Annotated in this window: 13 protein-coding genes and 1 pseudogene; 9 read left to right on the forward strand and 5 right to left on the reverse strand. The window is 63.6% G+C overall.

Translation table 11 applies throughout. The annotated features are described in order from the left end of the window. The 4 genes and pseudogenes from APH42_RS17315 to APH42_RS17330 form a co-directional block, all read left to right on the forward strand. A pseudogene (locus APH42_RS17315) lies at positions 1–1,692 on the forward strand (hypothetical protein); the annotation flags it as partial. 2 nt (positions 1,693–1,694) lie between these two features. Further along, positions 1,695–2,585, forward strand: a complete 891-nt coding sequence (locus tag APH42_RS17320) for a DUF6708 domain-containing protein (protein ID WP_012272858.1) — start codon at positions 1,695–1,697, stop codon at positions 2,583–2,585. Further along, positions 2,582–2,839 carry a PAAR domain-containing protein gene (locus APH42_RS17325; RefSeq protein WP_060493853.1) on the forward strand — a complete coding sequence of 86 codons (258 nt, stop codon included), beginning with the start codon at positions 2,582–2,584 and terminating at the stop codon, positions 2,837–2,839. Before APH42_RS17320 ends, APH42_RS17325 begins: the two co-directional genes overlap by 4 nt. A 307-nt stretch (positions 2,840–3,146) precedes the next feature. Then, complete coding sequence (locus APH42_RS17330; protein ID WP_060493854.1) at positions 3,147–4,472, forward strand: MFS transporter; 1,326 nt, start codon at positions 3,147–3,149, stop codon at positions 4,470–4,472. Positions 4,473–4,682: 210 nt separating this feature from the next. On the opposite strand, the gene APH42_RS17335 is transcribed toward APH42_RS17330, so the two are convergent. From APH42_RS17335 to APH42_RS17345, 3 genes are all read right to left on the reverse strand, one after another. Continuing rightward, positions 4,683–5,498, reverse strand: a complete 816-nt coding sequence (locus tag APH42_RS17335; RefSeq protein WP_012272861.1) for a sugar phosphate isomerase/epimerase — start codon at positions 5,496–5,498, stop codon at positions 4,683–4,685. A gap of 30 nt (positions 5,499–5,528) precedes the next feature. Then, positions 5,529–6,581, reverse strand: a complete 1,053-nt coding sequence (locus APH42_RS17340; protein WP_082421414.1) for a Gfo/Idh/MocA family protein — start codon at positions 6,579–6,581, stop codon at positions 5,529–5,531. A gap of 139 nt (positions 6,582–6,720) precedes the next feature. After that, positions 6,721–7,497 carry an IclR family transcriptional regulator gene (locus APH42_RS17345; RefSeq protein ID WP_012272863.1) on the reverse strand — a complete coding sequence of 259 codons (777 nt, stop codon included), beginning with the start codon at positions 7,495–7,497 and terminating at the stop codon, positions 6,721–6,723. A 194-nt stretch (positions 7,498–7,691) separates the two neighbouring features. Here APH42_RS17345 and APH42_RS17350 point away from each other — a divergent pair, with 194 nt between their 5' ends. The 5 genes from APH42_RS17350 (at position 7,692) to APH42_RS29275 (ending at position 15,006) form a co-directional block, all read left to right on the forward strand. Further along, positions 7,692–9,404 (forward strand): FAD-dependent oxidoreductase, encoded by a 1,713-nt coding sequence (locus APH42_RS17350; protein WP_060493855.1) that lies wholly within the window; start codon positions 7,692–7,694, stop codon positions 9,402–9,404. A 164-nt stretch (positions 9,405–9,568) separates the two neighbouring features. After that, positions 9,569–11,038, forward strand: a complete 1,470-nt coding sequence (locus APH42_RS17355; RefSeq protein WP_012272865.1) for a benzaldehyde dehydrogenase — start codon at positions 9,569–9,571, stop codon at positions 11,036–11,038. Between the two features lie 18 nt (positions 11,039–11,056). Beyond that, positions 11,057–12,181: an NAD(P)-dependent alcohol dehydrogenase gene (locus tag APH42_RS17360; RefSeq protein ID WP_060493856.1), complete on the forward strand. Its 1,125-nt coding sequence runs from the start codon at positions 11,057–11,059 to the stop codon at positions 12,179–12,181. Positions 12,182–12,241: 60 nt separating this feature from the next. Then, positions 12,242–13,132, forward strand: coding sequence for a transporter (locus APH42_RS17365; RefSeq protein ID WP_060493857.1), 891 nt, complete (start codon positions 12,242–12,244; stop codon positions 13,130–13,132). Between the two features lie 83 nt (positions 13,133–13,215). Next, a complete protein-coding gene (locus APH42_RS29275) occupies positions 13,216–15,006 on the forward strand; it encodes a sigma-54-dependent Fis family transcriptional regulator (protein WP_082421415.1) in 1,791 nt (596 codons plus the stop codon). A gap of 3 nt (positions 15,007–15,009) precedes the next feature. Here APH42_RS29275 and APH42_RS17375 read toward each other — a convergent pair whose 3' ends face one another. Both APH42_RS17375 and APH42_RS17380 read right to left on the reverse strand, forming a co-directional pair. Then, positions 15,010–17,895: an HD domain-containing phosphohydrolase gene (locus APH42_RS17375; RefSeq protein WP_060493858.1), complete on the reverse strand. Its 2,886-nt coding sequence runs from the start codon at positions 17,893–17,895 to the stop codon at positions 15,010–15,012. Between the two features lie 204 nt (positions 17,896–18,099). After that, positions 18,100–19,593, reverse strand: coding sequence for an aldehyde dehydrogenase (locus tag APH42_RS17380; protein ID WP_060493859.1), 1,494 nt, complete (start codon positions 19,591–19,593; stop codon positions 18,100–18,102). Positions 19,594–19,645: the final 52 nt, after the last annotated feature.

A 19,645-nucleotide genomic window follows, 5' to 3' on the forward strand; every position in this document is an offset into this window, starting at 1 on the left:
GGTCTGGAAATTTCCTTGGCGTTGCTGATTCAGCCGATGGGCCAGCCGGCCCCTGGCACCGAGGAACAGGATCGGCGCTTCAAACGGCTCGAACAGTGGCTCGATCAACACGACAGCCCGCTGTACACCGCCCTGGCACCGTTCAACCCGTTCAAGGACAAGGCCGACTCGATCGGCAGTTTGCTCGGTGCCAGCGACAACGTGATCGAAGACTTGGCCGGCCGCTTCCCGGCCATGGCCGGCATCACCGACCTCACCGCCCAGACGGTCAATACCGTGGTGCTCAAGCGCCTGCGCGGGCAGACCCGCTGGGATGCCAGCCATGGTCTGCGTCAGCAGGTGTTGATGGCGGCGCGTGAAGGCAATGCCGAGAAAGCGCTGGGGCTATTGGCAGCGCGCTATCGGATCACCAGCCAGGCCATCACGGAAAATCCGTTCAGCCAGGAAGTACAGAAGTACTTGAAGAGCGGCATGGCGCAGGTCGAAGAACTGAAAGAGCTGCGCATCTCGGGTAGCCGGAACGTGTTGATCGAACTGACGACCACAGCGCGAGTGAAACCCAATTTTCTCGGCCTGCTCACCTCGGGCGTTGGCGGTGGTTTGAACGCGGGCATGCTGTGGTTCAACGTGCTGTCGCTCAAGACGGCCTACAACAGCCTGCAGAAGAGCAATGCCCCGGAATACACCTTGGGATTTGCTTCATCGATTTTCGGGGTGATCGGTGCAGCGGCAGCCACAGGGGTCAGCGTGCGAGCAACGCAGAAGGCGGTGATGCTGCGGTTAAGCTCAACAGCACCGGGTATGGCGTTTGGCAACGGAATTGTCAAGTTCCTGAGCAGTAACTTGTTCGCACGTTTAGCAGGATATCCAGCAATAGCATTTGGGCTGTTCTCAGACTGGTCAAAGGGATTGCGCCAGTTCGACAACGGTGACTCCACTGCAGGCAGATACACTATAGCTGGTGGAGTAATCATGGCTATTGGCTCTGCTGTCACCCTTGAGGCAGGACTTGCCGTTGCAGGCGCCACATCGTTTGTCCCCTTCGCCGGTTGGGCCGCAGCGGCCCTTGTCCTCGTAGGCGTCGCCATCATGGGAGGGGGCCTCTACCTCCATGCCAAAGCACATGAACACCTTCACAGCCCAATTGAGTTATGGGCAGCACGTAGTATCTTCGGCAATCGCAATAATGATGGAGAGATACGTCCAGGTATTATCTTGGATTATCAGAAGAAACTGCCTGTGTTCGCCTCGCTGCAAACGGAAGTCAAAGCTTGGCACAATGAGCATTACGGGCCAAAACTACTATCCGCCGAGCAAGCCCTATCACTCGGCGTAACTCATGTCGACACTAGGTGGCATCAGAACAATCATTGGTCTCCGCCAAACTGGACAGCGATCACACATAACGAAGTAGTCGCACCTCAGCCAACCGTTGAGTTCACAGTGTTGCTGCCAGGCTTTGTGCAGGGGATAAGCGAATGGTCAGGTAGCTTAAACGCCCACCGTGATGACCAAGGAAGGGACGTGCTTCCAATTACCCCGACTGGCTACATCGTAGGTGCTGGTTTAGTTCTGCACTTCGAGAGCACGCTAGCCAACCAAAGTCATGTCTCACTGCATCTAACCTACAGTGCCAACCAAGGATTGGACGAAGACAATGAGACTCTTTCAATTTTTCGTCTGGAGCGCTGATCATGGCGACCATCTGGCTATTCAATTCAACCACAGACTCAGGGCACAAACCTGCAATTGGGGGGCAATTGGCAAACGTATCCGAAAATACATTATGCCTGCGAAACCCATGGGTAACAGATTCCGTTTTTATGGGAAAGCTATACTGCGCAATGACGATCACACTATTGATTGGCATGTACCCCTACCTCTCCCCACACATCGCGGACCTATACAATGAGGATATGATATTAATGCTCTTGTTTTTAATAACGCCCTTCGTGTTCACTCCTTTCCTAGCTTATCGAATTTTCTTTATAAAGGGCTTATCTACCATTTGCCTCAACCGATCAACCCAAAAAATCTACTACCAACGCTTGAGCAAGGTATTGGTCTTTGAATGGAGCAATACCGGAGGCGGCCTTTTCAAACGCACCGAATTCGGCGGCTCCTCGTTCAGCACCAGCTATGCCCTCGCCTTCGCCCCTCGCCGGGAAGACGGAACCCTCCACCAAAAAGACTGCCTGTGGGTCGACAGCAACGAACCCACCGAACCCGGTGTAAAGCACGTCGCCGAAGTCTGGGAATACCTCCGCCACTTCATGGCCCACGGCCCAGACAAGCTCCCTCCGCCCGGCGAACCCAACTGGTGGCACAAGCCACTGCACGCCATCTGCCTAACCCCAGCGCAAGCCTGGCAACACTATGCGCCTTGGCGAACCGGCGAGCCCGGTGAAATGCAGGGCAAAAAGAACTGGCAATTACCGTTCTGGGCCGTGCTGTTCCCCTACAACCTCACGGTTGCCATCTGTTGGTACTTCATCTGCAAGCTCTTCAACGTCCGCGCAGCCCCACCGCCCCCAGCAGCCTTCGAAGAAACTCCAGCTCAACCCAAAAAAAGGAAGCGCAAATGAAGCCCATCGTACTCGTAGGCCATCGACACAACTGCCCGATTCATGGCGAAGGCACTGTGGAAACCGGCGCAAGCGCAACATTCGTGGATGGCAGGGCCGTCGCGCGCGTGGGTGACCGCATCAGTTGCGGCGCCCTTATCGAAACCGGTGCTGCCTGCACGATCATCGAGGGCCAACCGGCAGTAAGGGAGGGAGACACCACCAGCCACGGCGGGACGCTGATCGAGGGTGACCAAGGTTGGCTCATTGATTGAAATCCAACGCCGGCCCGATGGGTGATTCGGGCCGTTTTTCGGCCCAAATCGCGATTGAACGCATAAGGCATCAACCTGCACCATCCAGCAACCAGGTCAAAAGCCTTCTACCCTTTTACAACGTGAACCCCTGCCGCGCCCGCAGGCCAACGCAACCGTTCGGTAACCGAACAGTAGCCCGTCTCTTGAATTGACGCTGCCGCCTTCACTGCTCACCATGCACCGGCCTTGCGTGCCCCCCTGCCTGGGAACCGGTCACGTACCCGTAGCACCGCAGCTGAATACAATTTCAAGAAACGAGCAGTTTATGAACCACTCCAAGATCACCCCCGCCGCGCCCCGGATGTCCCAGGGTTCGATCGGCGACAAGCTTCGCGGCGCCTTCGGCGTCGGCAAAACCCGTTGGGGCATGCTTGCCCTGGTGTTCTTCGCCACCACCCTGAACTACATCGACCGCGCCGCCCTTGGCATCATGCAGCCCGTGCTGGCCAAGGAAATGAGCTGGACGGCGATGGACTACGCCAACATCAATTTCTGGTTCCAGGTCGGTTACGCCATCGGCTTTCTGCTGCAGGGCCGGCTGATCGACAAAGTCGGGGTAAAACGCGCCTTCTTCTTCGCCGTGCTGCTGTGGAGCCTGGCCACCGGTGCCCATGGCCTGGCTACCTCGGCGGCAGGTTTCATGGTGTGCCGCTTCATCCTCGGTCTGACCGAGGCCGCCAACTACCCGGCTTGCGTCAAGACCGTGCGCCTGTGGTTCCCAGCGGGTGAGCGAGCGATTGCCACCGGGTTGTTCAACGCCGGCACCAACGTCGGTGCCATGGTCACCCCGGCCCTGCTGCCGCTGATCCTCGCCGTGTGGGGCTGGCAGGCCGCGTTCATCGCCATGGGCAGCCTGGGCCTGGTATGGGTGGTGCTGTGGGTGCTGAAGTACTACAACCCCGAAGACCACCCCAGCGTGCGCCAGAGCGAGGTGCAGTACATCCAGCAGGACGACGAGCCCGAGCCGACCCGCGTGCCGTTCAGCCGTATCCTGCGCCTGCGTGGCACCTGGGCGTTTGCAGTGGCCTATGCGATTACCGCACCGGTGTTCTGGTTCTACCTGTACTGGCTGCCGCCATTCCTCAACCAGCAGTACAGCCTGGGCATCAACGTGACCCAGATGGGCATCCCGCTGATCATCATCTGGCTGACGGCGGACTTTGGCAGCATCGGTGGTGGCATCTTGTCGTCGTGGCTGATTGGCCGTGGCGTGCGTGCCACGACTGCGCGGCTGGTGTCGATGCTGATCTTCGCCTGCACCATGCTCAGCGTCATCTTTGCCGCCAACGCCAGTGGCCTTTGGGTTGCAGTGGCCGCCATCTCGCTGGCCGTGGGCGCGCACCAGGCGTGGACGGCGAACATCTGGAGCCTGGTGATGGACTACACACCCAAGCACCTGGTGAGCACGGTGTTCGGGTTTGGCAGCATGTGCGCGGCGATTGGCGGGATGTTCATGACGCAAATCGTCGGCAGCGTGTTGACCGCTACCCACAACAACTATGCCGTGCTGTTCACCATGATCCCGACCATGTACTTCCTGGCGCTGGTGTGGATGTACTTCATGGCACCGCGCAAGGTCGAGAGCGCCTGAGAGCGCTAGCCACTTTTCTCTACGGGGCCCTTGCGGGCCCTTTTTTTGGGCTGGTGATAATGGCCATGACAGTGGGAGCGGCCTTGCGTCGCGAAAGGGCTGCAAAGCAGCCCCAGCGATTTCTGCAACACGCCTGAGAATCTGGGGCCGCTTTGCGGCCCTTTCGCGACACAAGGCCGCTCCTACAAAAGGGGGCGCTGCCGGTCGAAATCAGACCTTGGCCAACACCGCCAGGGCTTTCTCCAGCGCCATGCGCGCGCGCTGTTCGCCGCTGATGCCCTGCTCCTGCAACTGCCGTGTGGGTATTTCCAGGCTCAGCGGCACGGTTGGCGGCAAGCCGCGCAGCAGGCTGACCAGGTCGGCATCGCCATCACCGGGGAAGCGTCGCTCGTTACGCGCCTGGCGCAGAATCTCGTCCATGTCGGCCGGTACTGGGCCGGCCACGTCACACAGCTGGGCATAGCGCATGCGCTGCGGAGCCAACTGCGCCAGGTGGTCCAACGATGAGTGGGATCGGTTGAAGTGGAAGGCATCCACCAGCACGCAGCCATTGGCGTGGTCGGCGTTGGCCACCACTCGCATGGCCTGGCGCAGGTCGCGCACGTCGGTCCAGGGCATGAACTCCAGGTGCGGGTAGATGCCGTAGCGCGCCGCCAGCTCGCACAAAGCGGCAAAGCGTTCGGTCAGCCGCGCTTCGTCCGGGTCGTTGCCAGCCACCAGCAGTTCGGTGCCCCCCAACTCGGCGCCCACCGCCAGGATCGGTTCGAAATCGGCGACGCAGGTTTCCGGCTTGAGGCGCAGAATCTCCAGGTCGAGCACCTTGATGCCGGTGTCGCGCAGGCGCGCCTGGGTCTGCCGACGCAGGTCGGCATCGGCCACCAACGGGAAGTGCTGCTCGTGTTCGGTAGCGGGCACCAGGCGTAGGCCAACGTGGCTGTAACCCGCGCGGGCGGCAGCCTCGACCATGTCCGGTGGGGACAGCTCGAGTACCGTCAGGGCCGCGAGGGAGAAAATCCGATCAGTCATTTATCGTCACCAGTAAAGAGTAAGGTTGCTTCAGCCAATGTGCTCGGGCGCGCAGGCCCGGCCGCTTTCGGCTGCCTGGCGGATCGCTTCGATCAGCGCGAGGGTGCGGCCACCGTCGGCGGCATCGATCAGCGGCGCCTGTTCACCACGGGCAACCCGCACGAAGCGCTGCAACTGCAGGGTCAACGCCTCGCCAGCGGGGATGCTCTCCTCGCACTGCAGCAGCGGCGTGTGCCAGCCCGAACCGGCCTCGGCGTAATGCCAGCGCTTGAGCTGGGGAATGCTCAACGCCCCTTGAGTACCAGCCAGCATGTAACACGGCTGACCGTCCTGGCGCGGGTAGATCGGGCTTTCGCCAGAGTCCAGCTCCCAGCTCCAGGGCGCGGCCACCGCGTCCGAGCCCGTCAGGCTGCCCAACGCGCCATTGGCGAATTGCAGCAGTACTGCTGCGCTGTCTTCGTTGGCAAAACCACGTACATCGTTGCGGGTGAACGCCTGCACCTGCACAACCTCACCACACAGGTGACGCAGCAGATCCAGGTCGTGGATCAGGTTGGTCAGCAAAAAACCCGCCCCTGGCTCGCGACGCCAGGGGGTTTCGAAATAGCTGTCGGGCTTTTGCAACTGCCACAGCGCGGTAACGTTGATCAGCCGGCCCAGCTTACCTTCGCTGATCACCTGGTGCGCCTTGGCGATCAGCGGGTTGTGCCGGCGATGGTGGCCGACCAGCACCGGCACATTGCACCGACGCGAAGCCTCTACCAGTGCCCGAACTTCATCCAGATGTACGCCTACCGGTTTTTCTACAAGCACCGGCACGCCGGCCTCGACGCAATCCAACGCGGTGGCCACATGCTGATTGTTGGGGTTGGCGATGATCACCGCCTCCGGGCGCACACGCTCAAGCATCTGGCGATGGTCGGCAAAACAAGGCACACCGCACTCGGCGGCGAAGGCTTCGGCCTGTGGGCCGGGGTCGGCCACGGCACACAGTTGGGCTTGCGGCACATTGCGCAAGTGCTGGTAGTGCTGGCGGCCCATGATGCCAGCGCCGATCAAGGCAATACGAAGGGGTGCGTTCAACAGCCTGTCCTCTTGTCATTGTTGTTTTGTGAATTCTGAAACTCAGCTCCAGAATCAACGATCAACAATTTAGAACCTGGTTCAGCTTTTCAGAAGAACCGGCGCAACAGACTGTGCGGTAATCGACCGCTTTATGCCTTCAAGCGAACAACTCGCTGGCGCGGCTGGCAGCCGACAGTTCGTCCGCCGCCGCCAGCAGCAGCGGTGCCAGCTCGGGCAGGCGACTTTGTGCCAGGCGCGCGCTGGGCCCGGCGATGCTCAGCACGCCGATGACCTCGTCACTTTGCGGGCGGCGCACCACTGCGGCGAGGGCCGACGTGCCAATGGCGGAGGTTTCCTCGACCCAGGCGTAGCCACGCTCGCGGGCGCGGTGCAGGTAGGCGAGCAGCTCATCGGTGGAGCGCGGTGCATTCGGGCCGAACTGAGCGGGGTCGGCAATGCCTTGGCGCAACACCATCTGCAGCGCCTGCTCATCGTTCAGGCTGGCCAGCCAGGCATGCCCGGAGGCGGTATAGAACAGCGGCGCATCGCGGCCCATGTCCGGGTCGTAGCGCAGCCCGGAGCGGGCGCCCTGGGACTTGGCGATCCAGGTTTGCCGGACGCCCTCGATCACACCCAGGCGTACCAGTTCACCGCTGTCCTGGGCCAGGCGGTCGAGAATCGGCTGGATGATGTCGGCACCGCTGCTGGCCAGGTAACGAAAGCCCTGCGCGACCAGCTTGGCCGATAGCTGATAACGGCTGCTTTCCCGGTTTTGTCGCACATAGCCCAGCCGCACCAGCTCGGTGAGCATGCGGTGGGCAGCGCTTTTGGGAATGTCCAGGCGCTCGGCCAGGGTTTGCAGCGGTAGCCCCTGGGGCTCACCGGCAAGGCTTTCTACAAGACTGAAGGCGCGTTCGATCTGACTACCAGCCATGACACAGGTCCCTGATTTTTTTGCGAATTCTAGAAGATGATTCCACATCGTCGCTAGCCAGCGCAGCGCCAGCGACTGTGAATGTCCGATGATCGCCCAGTACTTGCCTGGCACAACCCGCCTGCCCTTGCAGGCCGAGACGCTGCCGACAAGAATATGGAACCTTGTTCCAATAACAATACAGGAATCCCGTGATGCCTTCCGCTCCCTTCGAAACCGAATGCGATGTACTGGTCATAGGCTCTGGCGCCGCCGGGCTGGCTGCGGCCGTAACGGCTGCCTGGCATGGGCAGAAGGTGATCCTGGTGGAGAAGGAACCGGTGTTTGGCGGTGCCACCGCCTGGTCCGGTGGCTGGGCCTGGGCGCCGCGCAATCCACTGGCGCGCAGGGCCGGCATCGTAGAAGACATCGAACAGCCACGCACTTATCTGCGCCATGAACTGGGGGCTAACTACAACGCCGAGCGCGTCGATGCCTTCCTTGAAGCGTGCCCGCACATGGTGGCGTTTTTCGAGAAGCACACGGCGTTGCAGTTTGCCGACGGCAACGGTATACCCGACATGCATGGCGACACACCGGGGGCAGCCCAGGGCGGGCACCAGGTGATCGCCGCGCCCTATGACGCCCGCGAGGTTGGCGCCCTGCTGCCGCGCTTGCGCAAGACCCTGCGCGAAACCTCGTTCATGGGCATGCCGATCATGGCCGGCGCCGACCTTGCTGCTTTTCTCAACATGACCCGCTCGCCCAAAGCCCTGCTGCATGTGTGCAAACGCTTTGGCCGCCACCTGTACCACCTGGCCCGCTACGGCCGGGCGATGCACCTGGTCAACGGCGTGGCGCTGGTGGCGCGCCTGGCCAAATCGGCGCAGGACCTGGGCGTGCACCTGCAAGAGTCGGCGCCGGCCAAGCACCTGCTGGTCGAGGATGGCCAGGTGCGCGGGGCACGGGTGGCCACACCGCAGGGCGAGCAGCTGATTCGCGCCAAGGCCGTAGTGCTGGCGGCAGGCGGCTTCCCCAACGACAACGCCCGCCGCCGGCAATTGTTCCCCCGCGATGCCAGCGGCCACGACAACCTGGCGCTGCCGCCCAAGGGCTGCTCGGGCGATGGCCTGCGCCTGGGGGAATCTGCCGGTGGCGTGGTTGCCACCGACTTGAAATCGCCGGTGGCCTGGGCACCGGTTTCGCAGGTGCCGCACCGCGACGGCAGCGTCGGCCATTTTCCGCACATTATCGAGCGCGGCAAGCCGGGCATTATCGGCGTGCTGGCCAACGGCAAGCGCTTCGTCAATGAAGCGCATGGCTACTACGACTATGTATCGGCGATGGTCGCGGCGGTGCCGCAGGATGAAGCGGTGTGTTCGTGGCTGGTCTGCGACCATCGGTTCCTGCGCCGCTACGGGCTGGGCCACGCCCGCCCCGCGCCGTTGCCGGTGGGGCCCCATGTGCGCAGCGGCTACCTCAAGCAAGGCGCCACGCTGGAAGCGTTGGCGGATGCCTGCGGCATTGACCCGGCCGGGTTAAGGGCCACGGTCAGCGACTTCAACAAGCACGCACGCAATGGCCAGGACCCCGCCTTTGGCCGGGGCTCCACGCCGTTCAACCGTAAGCAAGGCGACCCTGGGCACAAAGGCCCCAACCCTTGCGTGGCACCCATCGAGCACGGGCCGTTCTATGCGGTGAAAGTACAGCCCGGCTGCTTCGGCACCTTTGCCGGGCTGCGCACCGACGGCAATGCCCGGGTGCTGGATGAGGCCGGGCAGCCGATTGCAGGTTTGTATGCGGCGGGTACCGACATGGCCAGCGTGTTTGGTGGCTGGTACCCATCGGGCGGCATCAACCTGGGGCCGGCGCTGACCTTCGGCTATGTGGCCGGGCGGCATATTGCCGGGGCGCAAGGATACGAGTGAGGCAAGCCGAAAGGCTTGCAGCGCCCTGTTCAGAAAATGAACACTCGCAAAACCGTCGATTGTTCAGGTTGTGAACACCGCCAGGCCCGCAGCTCCTGAATTCTATGGCCGCTGCACCTTGGCACACCCCCTGCAACAAGCATCCGTGAACACAACAACACAGGATGCTTTGCGTGGATACCTTACTGCCCAACGAACTCTGGAACGAGCGGCTGTTCACCGGTACCTGGGTACCCGGTGAGCTGCCCGCCACCGCCGTTACCTCCCCTGGCAATGGCGTGGCACTGGGTGCCCTGGCCAACGCCGGTGCCAAACAGGTGGAGCAAAGCGCGCGCGAGGCCGCCACGGCCCAGCGCAGTTGGTATGCCCTGCCCTACGACGAACGCGCCAAAGTCCTGCGCAAGGCCGCCGCTATCGCCGAGCAATACCAGGCCGAGATCGCCAACTGGATCGTTCGCGAAAGTGGCTCGACCCAGGCCAAGGCCGGCTTCGAGGCCTCCATCAGCATCAAAGCGCTGCACGAAGCCTGTGCCCTTCCCTCGCGCAGCCAAGGCGAAGTACTGCCTTCCACAGCCGGCCGCCTGAGCATCGCGCGGCGCCGCCCGCTGGGCGTGATCGGAGTCATTTCACCGTTCAACTTCCCGCTGTACCTGGCCATGCGTGCGGTTGCCCCGGCACTGGCCACGGGCAATGCGGTCGTGCTCAAGCCCGACCCGCGCACCGCAGTGTGCGGCGGCCATGTCATCGCCCGCATCTTCGAGCTGGCAGGTTTGCCGGCAGGCGTGCTGCATGTGCTGCCGGGCGGCGCAGAGGCCGGTGCAGCGCTGACTGCGTCACCCAGCGTGGCGATGATCCAGTTCACCGGTTCCACCGCCGCTGGCCGCAAAGTGGGCGAAGCTGCCGGTCGCCACCTGAAGAAAGTCTCGCTCGAACTGGGAGGCAAGAACTCGTTGATCATCCTCGACGACGCCGACCTGGACCTGGCCATCGCCAACGCTACCTGGGGGGTGTACCTGCACCAGGGGCAAATCTGCATGTCGACCGGCCGGGTGCTGGTGCAACGGGGCATCTATGACGCGTTCGTCGCGCGCCTGGTGGCCAAGGCACGCAGCCTGACGGTGGGCGACCCGGCCAGCGGCCAGGTACACCTAGGCCCGCTGATCAACGCGGCCCAGCGTGACAACGCCTTGCGCATCGTCGACGCCGCACGCGCTGCCGGGGCAACGCTGGCAACCGGCGGTGCGGCTGACGGGCTGTTCTTCCAGCCGACCGTGCTCAGCGACGTGCAGCGTGACAACCCGGCATTTCACGAGGAAATCTTTGGCCCCGTGGCCGTGGTGGTGCCGTTCGATAGCGATGAGCAGGCCGTGGAACTAGCCAACGACACGGACTACGGCTTGAGCGCTGCCATCCTGTCGCGCGATACCGGCCGCGCCTTGCGCCTGGGCGAACAATTGCGCACCGGGCTTCTGCATATCAACGACCAGACCGTCAACGACGAGGTCATCAACCCCTTCGGCGGCGTGGGTGCATCCGGCAACGGCAGCAGCATCGGTGGCGCCGCCAACTGGGAAGAGTTCACCCAATGGCAATGGCTGACCCTCAAGGGCCAAGCGCCTGCCTACCCCCTGTAACCCCGGAGAACAATAACAATGACAACACCTCTGTTTCGCCCCATTCAAGCTGCCGTCACCCGTGGCAAAGGCGCCCCCTTCGTGCTGGAACAGGCGCGTATTCGTGCGCCGCAAGGTGATGAGGTGCTGGTGCGCATCGTCGCCACCGGCATGTGCCACACCGACATGATCGTGCGCGACCAGTACTACCCCGTACCGCTGCCAGCGGTGCTGGGGCACGAAGGCTCTGGCATCGTCGAGGCCGTTGGCCCTTTGGTACAGAACCTGGCCGTGGGCGACCACGTGGTGATGACCTACGGCTACTGCGGCCACTGCCTGGCCTGCGACGCCGGCCAGGCCGCCTACTGCCAGGACTTTTTCGGGCGCAATTTCAGTGGTGCTGGCCCCGAAGGCGAACATGCGCTGCAGGATGAACAAGGCCACGCCCTGAATGACCACTTCTTCGCCCAGTCGTCGTTCGCCACCTACGCACTGGGGCGCGAGAACAACACCGTGCGGGTGCCCAAGGAAGCGCCAATCGAGCTGCTTGGCCCGCTGGGTTGCGGTATTCAGACCGGCGCCGGCGCGGTGATCAACTCGCTCAAGGTCACCCCGGGCAGCGCCTTTGCCGCCTTTGGCGGCGGTGCGGTGGGCCTGTCCGCCGTGCTGGCCGCGCAAGTGGCAGGCGCCGCCACCATCATCGCGGTCGACGTTGTGCCTTCGCGTCTGGCACTGGCCCTGGAGCTGGGCGCCACCCACGTGGTCAACAGCCGTGAAACCGACCCGGTGGCAGCCATCCGCGAAATCACCGGCGGCGGCGTGCAGTTCGCCTTGGAGTCCACGGGGCGCCCGGAAGTGCTGCGCCAGGCCGTGGATGCCCTTGGCAGCCGTGGCGCACTGGGGGTGGTCGGTGCGCCGCCGCTGGGCACCACTGCACAGTTCGACGTCAACGACCTGCTGCTGGGCGGCAAGGTCATTCGCGGCATCGTCGAGGGTGACAGCGTGCCGAAGAAGTTCATCCCCGAGCTGGTCAACCTGTACCTGCAGGGCCGCTTCGCCTTCGACAAGCTGGTGCGTTTCTATGACTTCGAACAGATCAACCAGGCCGCCGAGGACAGCGAAAAAGGCCTGACGCTGAAACCGATCATCCGTATCCAGAAGTAACGCCCCCAGGGGCAGCCAAGGGCTGCCCCACGCCATAACAAGAACAAGGGAACCCCTGACATGACAAAGAACTCCAGCCTTGCCTGGGGCATGCTGGCCTGCGTGCTGGTTTCAGCCAAGGCCCTGGCTGTCGATGTGAATGCCGGCGACTACACGGCGCTGCCCCCAGGCACCAACGTCGCCGCCTGGTACCAGCAATTCAGCCGCGCCGACCGCTTCAACGGCGACGGTGCGCCCGACGCCACGCACGGCACCAGCCTGCGTTCCAACATCAGCATCCTGCGCCTGATCCATTTCACCGAAATCGGCGGTATCACGGTGGACCCGCAATTGCTGCTGCCCTTTGGCCATGTCTACGACGTGAAGGTTGGCGGGCAGTCGCTGGGCAGCAACAGCGGCATGGCCGACCCGATCATCGGTGCCACCTTCTGGCTGGTAAACCAGCCTGGGCTGGGCGCCAGCGGCCGCTACTTCGGCATTACCCCACTGCTGTACCTGCCGTGGGGCCAATACGACCGCGGCGCCGGTGTGAACCTGGGCGAAAACCGCTGGAAAGGCGACCTGCAACTGGGCTGGGTAGAACCGCTGTGGGGCCGCTGGTCCATGGAGTGGTATGCCGATGCCGTGTTCTATGGCAGCAACGACAAGGCCGGCAGCGGCAGCCAGACATTGCGCCAGGACACGACCTACCAGTTGCAGACCAACCTGCGCTACGACTTCAACCCGGCCCAGCGCCTGGCCCTGGGCTTCTCCGCCAGCGAAGGCGGCAAGCAGCACCTGTCGGGCGACTACACGGGGCAGAAGACCGAGGTGCAGCAAATGCGTCTGGAGTTTCAGCAGATGGTCGGCAGCACCGTGCAGTTGAGCGGCCAGTTGACCCACGACACCCGCGTGGTCGGTGGTTTCCAGGAGGACACCGGGGTCAACCTGCGGGCGCTGCTGCTGTTCTGATGCTCGGCAGCCTTGACGCGCTGCTGGCAGCGGCGCAACGTGCGCAGTCAGCAGCGTGCCGTAAACCCTCACAAGGTGTACCCATGGATCGCCTACAACTCCAGTTGCACAGCGCCCGCCAGCAGTTCGCCGAAGGCCTGCCGTTGCCCAACGGGCTGCTGCCGGAACCTATCGAGCGTTCGTGGGAGCGTTCCAGGGCCGCCGGGCTCAGCCCGTGGCAACCGCGCCTGGCACACGGGCAGCTGGATGTGCTGCCACTGACCGAGGCCGACAGCCAACTGGCTGCCTGCGTGCAGCCAGAGCTGGAACGGTTATGGGAACTGATTGGCGATTCGCACTGGATGCTGTTTTGCGTCAACCCGGATAACCGCATTGTCCAGACCCGCAAGCCATCAGGCATCGACGGCCCGTTGTCGGCCCTGCACACCGGGCGCCGGGTCAGCGAGGTCGACGTCGGCACCACTGCCCCGGCCTGCACGCTGATGGACGGCCTGCCGGCGATCGTTGCCGGCAACCAGCATTACCTGCAGGAGTTTGCCCAGTTTTTCTGCGTCAGCGTGCCATTGCGCGGGGTCAATGGCGAGCTGCTCGGGGCGCTGGACCTGACCGGTATCGGCACACGCAATGCCGGGACCATGCTCGAACGCCTCAAACATGCGGCGCTGGCGACCGAAAACAATTTCTTCCACGGCCTGCCGGGCTGCCGCATCCTGGAGCTGCAACACGACCCAAGGCTGCTCGGCTCGCCACTGCAGGCGCTGCTAGCCGTGCACGACGATGGCACGGTGTACGCAGCCAACCGCGCCGCACAGCAGTTGCTGGGCGTGCCCAGCTACCGCCCTGAAGGGCTGACGCTGGAGCAACTGTTCGACCGCCCTGGCCACAACGGCCTGGATGACTCGCCGCAGCTGCTGGCCTTGGCCGACGGCTCTCGCCTGTATGGCCGGCTATTGGCGCAGCCTGCCGCCAAGCCACGGCCACTGCGGGCCAGCCACACGGCGCTGGGCAGCGACCGGCGGGTCAACGCCCGCTTCGCAGATGCCTGCAAGGCCGTGGCTGGGAACCTGCCGGTGCTGATCACCGGGCCGACCGGTTCTGGTAAAGAAGTGTTCGCCAAGGCGCTGCACGAACACTGCTGCCCACAGGCCCCGTTCATTGCAATCAACTGCGCAGCCCTGCCCGAGAGCCTCATCGAAGCTGAACTGTTCGGCTACACCGAAGGCAGCTTCACCGGCGCTCGCAAAGGCGGCGCCGTGGGCCTGCTGGAGTCCGCCGGCGACGGCATCTTGCTGCTGGACGAAATCGGTGACATGCCGTTGGCCCTGCAAAGCCGGCTGCTGCGTGCCTTGCAGGAGCGGCAGATCACCCGTGTTGGCAGCACCAGCAGCGTGGCGCTGAAGGCCCACGTCATCGCCGCCACCCACAAGGACCTCGCCAGCCTGGTGAGCAGCGGCGGCTTTCGCGAGGACCTGTTCTACCGCCTGGACGGCCTGCGCGTGGCCCTGCCTGCCCTGGAACAGCGCCTGGACAAGGCGCAACTGATCGACAATTTCTTCCAGCGCCCAGGCTTCCCGCCGCTGGCGGCAGAGGCCAGGCGCCAATTGCAGGCCTACCACTGGCCGGGCAACCTGCGGCAACTGGACAACGTGGCGCGCCTGGTCGGGGTGCTGGCCGCTGGCGAACCGTGCATCAACCTGCAGCACCTTCCCGACGACCTGCAAGGCCAGGCGCACGTGACGTCGTGCAACCTTGCCGACGCTACCCAGGAAGTGATCGAGCGCGTCCTGCTGGCCCATGCCGGTAACGTCAGCGCCGCCGCCAAGGAACTCGGTATCTCGCGCACTACCTTGTACAAGCGCCTGGGCAAGCAGTAGCGCTCAGGCCGGGCAGCGTATCTGCTCCAGCCAGTAGGCCACATCCACCTCGTCGATCTGTTCGGCGCGCAGGAAGCGCTCGGCGTATTGGCGGTACACCCCGCTGCTGATGAACAGCTGCAGCAGTTGCCCGTCGAGGTGCCCGTCGCGGACCATGAACACCATGATCTTCACCGATTCGGACAAGGTCTTCGGCGGTTTGTAAGGCCTGTCGGCCGCTGTCAGCGCCTCGAAGATATCGGCAATCGCCATCACCCGTTCTGCAATGCCCAGGTCCTGCTCGCCCAGCCGGCGCGGGTAACCGCTGCCGTTCATCTTCTCGTGGTGGTTGCCTGCGATGTCGGGTACCCGCTTGAGGTGGCGCGGGAACGGCAATGAACTGAGCATGATGATGGTCTGCACGATGTGCTCGTTGATCTTGAACCGCTCTTCGTCATTCAGCGTGCCACGGCGGATCGCCAGGTTGTACAGCTCGCCGTGGTTGCTGGCGTGGGCTGGCAAGCGCATGTCGAACCCCCAGGTATTGCGCGGGTCGTCCTTGCCCACCGGCGGCGTGCGAGCGCCCCAGGGCACACAGTGCTCGGGGCGGTCGGCCAGCAATGGTTCCGCTACCGGTAGCGCAGGTTGCGCCACGCCGGCAAGGTGCTCCGCTTCATCACGGGAGATACCCAGGCGGTTATCGAAATGGCGCAGCCAGCGGCGCTGGCCGATCTGTTGCAAGCGCTGGATATCGGCGTCCTGCATGAACTCGCCGCCGATGTTGGCCTGGGCGACGAAGGCAAAGTCGCCCTGCAGCTCGGCCTGGGCAACGCTCAAGGCACGTCGTAAGGCCTGCGGCTCGGCACCGCTGGCCAGGCCCTGCCAGTAGGTAAGTTCAGCATCGCGCCAGAGCACTTCAAAACGCATGCGCACTTCATGAATGCGGTTGTACAGGGTCTCAAGCTTGGTCGCCTTGTCCACCACGTACTCGGGGCTGGTGACCTTGCCACAATCGTGCAACCAGGCTGCCACACGGAATTCGTAACGTTCGGCCTCGGTCATGCTGAAGCTGGCGTAGGGGCCACTGTCAGCTGCCACGGCCTGGTCCAGCAGCATCTGCGCCAGCTGGGGCACCCGTTCGCAGTGGCCGCCGGTGTAGGGGCTCTTGGCATCGATGGCGTCGGCCAGCAGCTTGATCATGGCATCCATCAGACGCCGCTGGGCTTCGGCCAGCTGGCGCGTCTCGATGGCCACCGCCGCCACCCCGGACAGCTCCTCGACAAAGCGCCGGAACGGCTGACCTGCCTGCGCACGCCCAGGCGCTTCGTCCAGTTGCAACAGCAGAATGCCCAGCAGCGCTTGGCTACGGTCATTGAGCACCACGGCCAGGCTATGCTCGTGCAAGCCAAGGGCTTGGGTCACCGCAACGGCCAGGCGCTGCTGGTCGCCTTTGTCCACGACCAGTTCAACCGGGTACTGCTCGCCACGGCAAGAGGCGGCCAGGCGCAGCAGTGCACGCTCGTCGTCGTACAGGTACACCACGCCGGCGTTGACCCCTGCGGCCTTCACCAGGTGGCTCAAAACACCATCAAGCATGTGCTCCAGGTCGCGTTCGCGGCTGAGCGTGAGGGTAATCGCCTGGAAGTTGCCGATGGTGCCAGACATGCGGCTCAGCACCTGGCTCAACTCACGCACCTCGGTCACCCGCGAATGCACCCCCACTTCACGGCCGAAATCGAAACCGGCCAGGCCCTGCACCTGTTCGGCCAAACGCCGCAACGGGCGAGCGATGCGCCGGCCAATCACACCGCCGAGCACCAGCAGGACGACCATCAGTGCCGCTGTCCAGAGCAACTGCTCGAACAACACCTTGCGTGCGCCGGCCAGCAACTCATCAGCCGGCACGGCAATCAGCACTTGCAGGTTCTGCCCGGCCAAGGTGGTCAGTTGCACGCGCATGCCGTACCAGGTCAGGCCATCCACCAGGTAAGGCTGCGGCTGGGTGCCTGCCGGCAGGTCGGCAAACAGGTGCTGCAAGCTGGCAATACCCAGTTCGCCAACGCTCGACAGGCGCACCCCCTGCCCCTCGTGCACGATCACCCGTTGCAGGTCTGGGTAGGCCACCACGCGGCCCTGGTCATCGACCACGACAATCTCGGTGCCGGGCGTCATGCGCAAGTCCTGGGTTTCGCTGGCCAGGTCATTGACCGACACGTCCATGCCGATCACGGTCCCCCCGTCGACGCTGCGCTGGGCCATGGTCAGGCCGACTTCCCGGGTGGTGAAAAACACGTAGGGGCGGGTCAGCACGGTGGTGGCTTGTGCTGCGGCTTCGACGAACCACGGACGCAGGCGCGGATCGTAGCGGTACTCGGGTTTGGCCTGGGTCTGCAACAAGTTCAATGCCCGGTCGTAGAAGCGCCATTCGCCTTGTACCGCCCCACCCTCACGGTTGACGCTTTGCACCAGAAACACCGTGCCTGGTGGCGCGCTGAAAAGTTGCAGCAATTGCGGGTCACGCAAGCGCCGTACCAGCAAGAAATCACCATTGGGGTAGCCCAGGTAGGCGGCGCTAAGCATGCGGTTGGCGTCGAGCGTTTCCACCAGCTGCGGCAACCGCTCCAGGCGCTGCGCCAGGGTGTGCGCGGCTGGGTTGTAGGCAAGCAGGCGGATACTGCTTTGCGCCGGGTCGATCAGGCGCCGGGCGCGCTCGTCGATGGTCTTACCCATTTGCAAGGCGGAATCGCCTGCGGCGGCTACCAGGGTCTGGCGAATGCCGCGATAGCCTTGCCAGGCCAGGGCGGCGCCCAGCAGCAGCATACCCAGCACAATGGCCAGCGCCACCAGCCACTGCAGTGAAATACCCCATCCGGCGTTTCCAGAGGCACGACCATTCGACACGTAGCCCATCCCAGGTACTCCATGTATGGCGCATTGCCTTGGCTGATATCCGGAGCAGTGTAGAGTGCGCGTGAGCTTTTTGCTGGGGTTACGGAAATTAGTATGGGGTTAGGCCGTTCAGGTGCCTGCCGGTGGATTTGCAGCGCCTGTGAGATCGAGCGCCGCGCGGGCGGCGCTCGATCTCACAGGCACGGCAAATAGTGCGCCAGGCGCTTAGGCGCGCAACTGGTACCAGGTGGTCTTGAGTTGTGAATACTTGTCGAACGAATGCAGCGACAGGTCGCGGCCAAAGCCCGACTGCTTGCCCCCGCCGAATGGCACCGTCACATCCAGTGCATCAACCGTGTTCACCGACACGGTGCCGGCCTTCAACGCCCGCGCGACCCGGTGTACCTGGTTGAAGTCATCGCTCCACACCGAGGCCGCCAGGCCATAGATGCTGTCGTTGGCCAGGCGCACCGCTTCTTCTTCCGTGTCGAAGGCGCTGACGGCCAGCACCGGCCCGAACACCTCTTCGCGCGCCAGCTTCATGCGGCCCTCGACACCGGCAAAGATAGTCGGCTCGATGTAGTTGTCCGAACCGTCGAGGGTCAGGCGCCGGCCACCACACACCAACCGCGCGCCCTCTTGCCCGGCACGCGCAATGGCGGCCTCGATGCGCCCAGTCTGCTCGGCATCGACAATGGCCCCGGCGCGGCTCGCCGGGTTCAGCGGGTTACCCGGCAACCACTGGCGGGCCTTGGCCTGCAGACGCTCGACAAATTCATCATGGATGGCGCGCTGCACGTACAGCCGCGAGTTGGCCGAGCACACCTCACCCTGGTTGAAGAAAATGCCGAAGGCGGCCTTTTCCGCAGCCAGGTCCAGGTCCTGGCAGTTTTCGAACACCAGGTTGGGGCTCTTGCCGCCGCACTCCAGCCACACCTGCTTGAGGTTGGACTGCGCCGAATACTGCATGAAGTACTTGCCCACCTGGGTAGAGCCGGTGAACACCAGGCAGTCCACATCCGGGTGCAGGCCCAGCGCCTGCCCGGCCTGCTCGCCCAGCCCCGGCACCACGTTCAGCACGCCTTCCGGCAAGCCCGCTTCCAGCGCCAGTTGGGCCAGGCGCAAGGCCGAGAACGGTGACTGTTCGGCGGGTTTGAGCACCACGCTATTGCCGGCGGCCAACGCCGGGGCAAGCTTCCAGGCGGCCATGTCGAGGGGGAAGTTCCACGGCACCACGGCCGCGACCACACCCAGTGCTTCGCGGGTGATGGTGGCCAGCGCATTCGGCGCGGTGGGCGCCACCTGGTCGTACAGCTTGTCCAGCGCCTCACCGTACCAGGCGAACACATGTGCCGAGCCCGGCACGTCGATGTTGTAGGCATCCATCACCGGCTTGCCCATGTTCAGCGAGTCCAGCAAGGCCAGTTCTTCGCGATGGGCCATGATCAGCTCGGCCAAGCGCAGCAGCACCTTCTTGCGCTCCCCAGGGGCCATGCGTGGCCACGGGCCTTGCTCGAAAGCTCGGCGGGCACTGGCGACAGCCAGGTCGACCTCGGTTTGGCCGCAGGCAGTCACCTGTGCCAATACCTTGTTGGTGGCGGGGTTGATGGCGGCGAAGGTGGCGCCGTCCTGTGCGTTGACGGGTTTGCCGTTGATCAACGCCTGGGACGGCAGGTACAGGTCCGAGGCGCGTTGTTGCCAGAATTCGAGGGTGTACATTTGTACTCCTGATCGCTTTGGAGCAGTCTTTTCGTAAAGGCTACGCGCTCCC

The sequence above is a fragment of the Pseudomonas sp. NBRC 111140 genome, from assembly GCF_001320885.1.
GTDB lineage: Bacteria > Pseudomonadota > Gammaproteobacteria > Pseudomonadales > Pseudomonadaceae > Aquipseudomonas > Aquipseudomonas putida_P.

Coding starts and splice junctions, on each gene's coding strand:
- APH42_RS17325 (WP_060493853.1), top strand. CDS start 2,582: ATGAAGCCCATCGTACTCGTAGGCCATCGACACAACTGCCCGATTCAT.
- APH42_RS17320 (WP_012272858.1), top strand. CDS start 1,695: ATGGCGACCATCTGGCTATTCAATTCAACCACAGACTCAGGGCACAAA.
- APH42_RS17355 (WP_012272865.1), top strand. CDS start 9,569: ATGCTTTGCGTGGATACCTTACTGCCCAACGAACTCTGGAACGAGCGG.
- APH42_RS17360 (WP_060493856.1), top strand. CDS start 11,057: ATGACAACACCTCTGTTTCGCCCCATTCAAGCTGCCGTCACCCGTGGC.
- APH42_RS17330 (WP_060493854.1), top strand. CDS start 3,147: ATGAACCACTCCAAGATCACCCCCGCCGCGCCCCGGATGTCCCAGGGT.
- APH42_RS29275 (WP_082421415.1), top strand. CDS start 13,216: ATGGATCGCCTACAACTCCAGTTGCACAGCGCCCGCCAGCAGTTCGCC.
- APH42_RS17345 (WP_012272863.1), bottom strand. CDS start 7,497: ATGGCTGGTAGTCAGATCGAACGCGCCTTCAGTCTTGTAGAAAGCCTT.
- APH42_RS17375 (WP_060493858.1), bottom strand. CDS start 17,895: ATGGGCTACGTGTCGAATGGTCGTGCCTCTGGAAACGCCGGATGGGGT.
- APH42_RS17380 (WP_060493859.1), bottom strand. CDS start 19,593: ATGTACACCCTCGAATTCTGGCAACAACGCGCCTCGGACCTGTACCTG.
- APH42_RS17365 (WP_060493857.1), top strand. CDS start 12,242: ATGACAAAGAACTCCAGCCTTGCCTGGGGCATGCTGGCCTGCGTGCTG.
- APH42_RS17335 (WP_012272861.1), bottom strand. CDS start 5,498: ATGACTGATCGGATTTTCTCCCTCGCGGCCCTGACGGTACTCGAGCTG.
- APH42_RS17350 (WP_060493855.1), top strand. CDS start 7,692: ATGCCTTCCGCTCCCTTCGAAACCGAATGCGATGTACTGGTCATAGGC.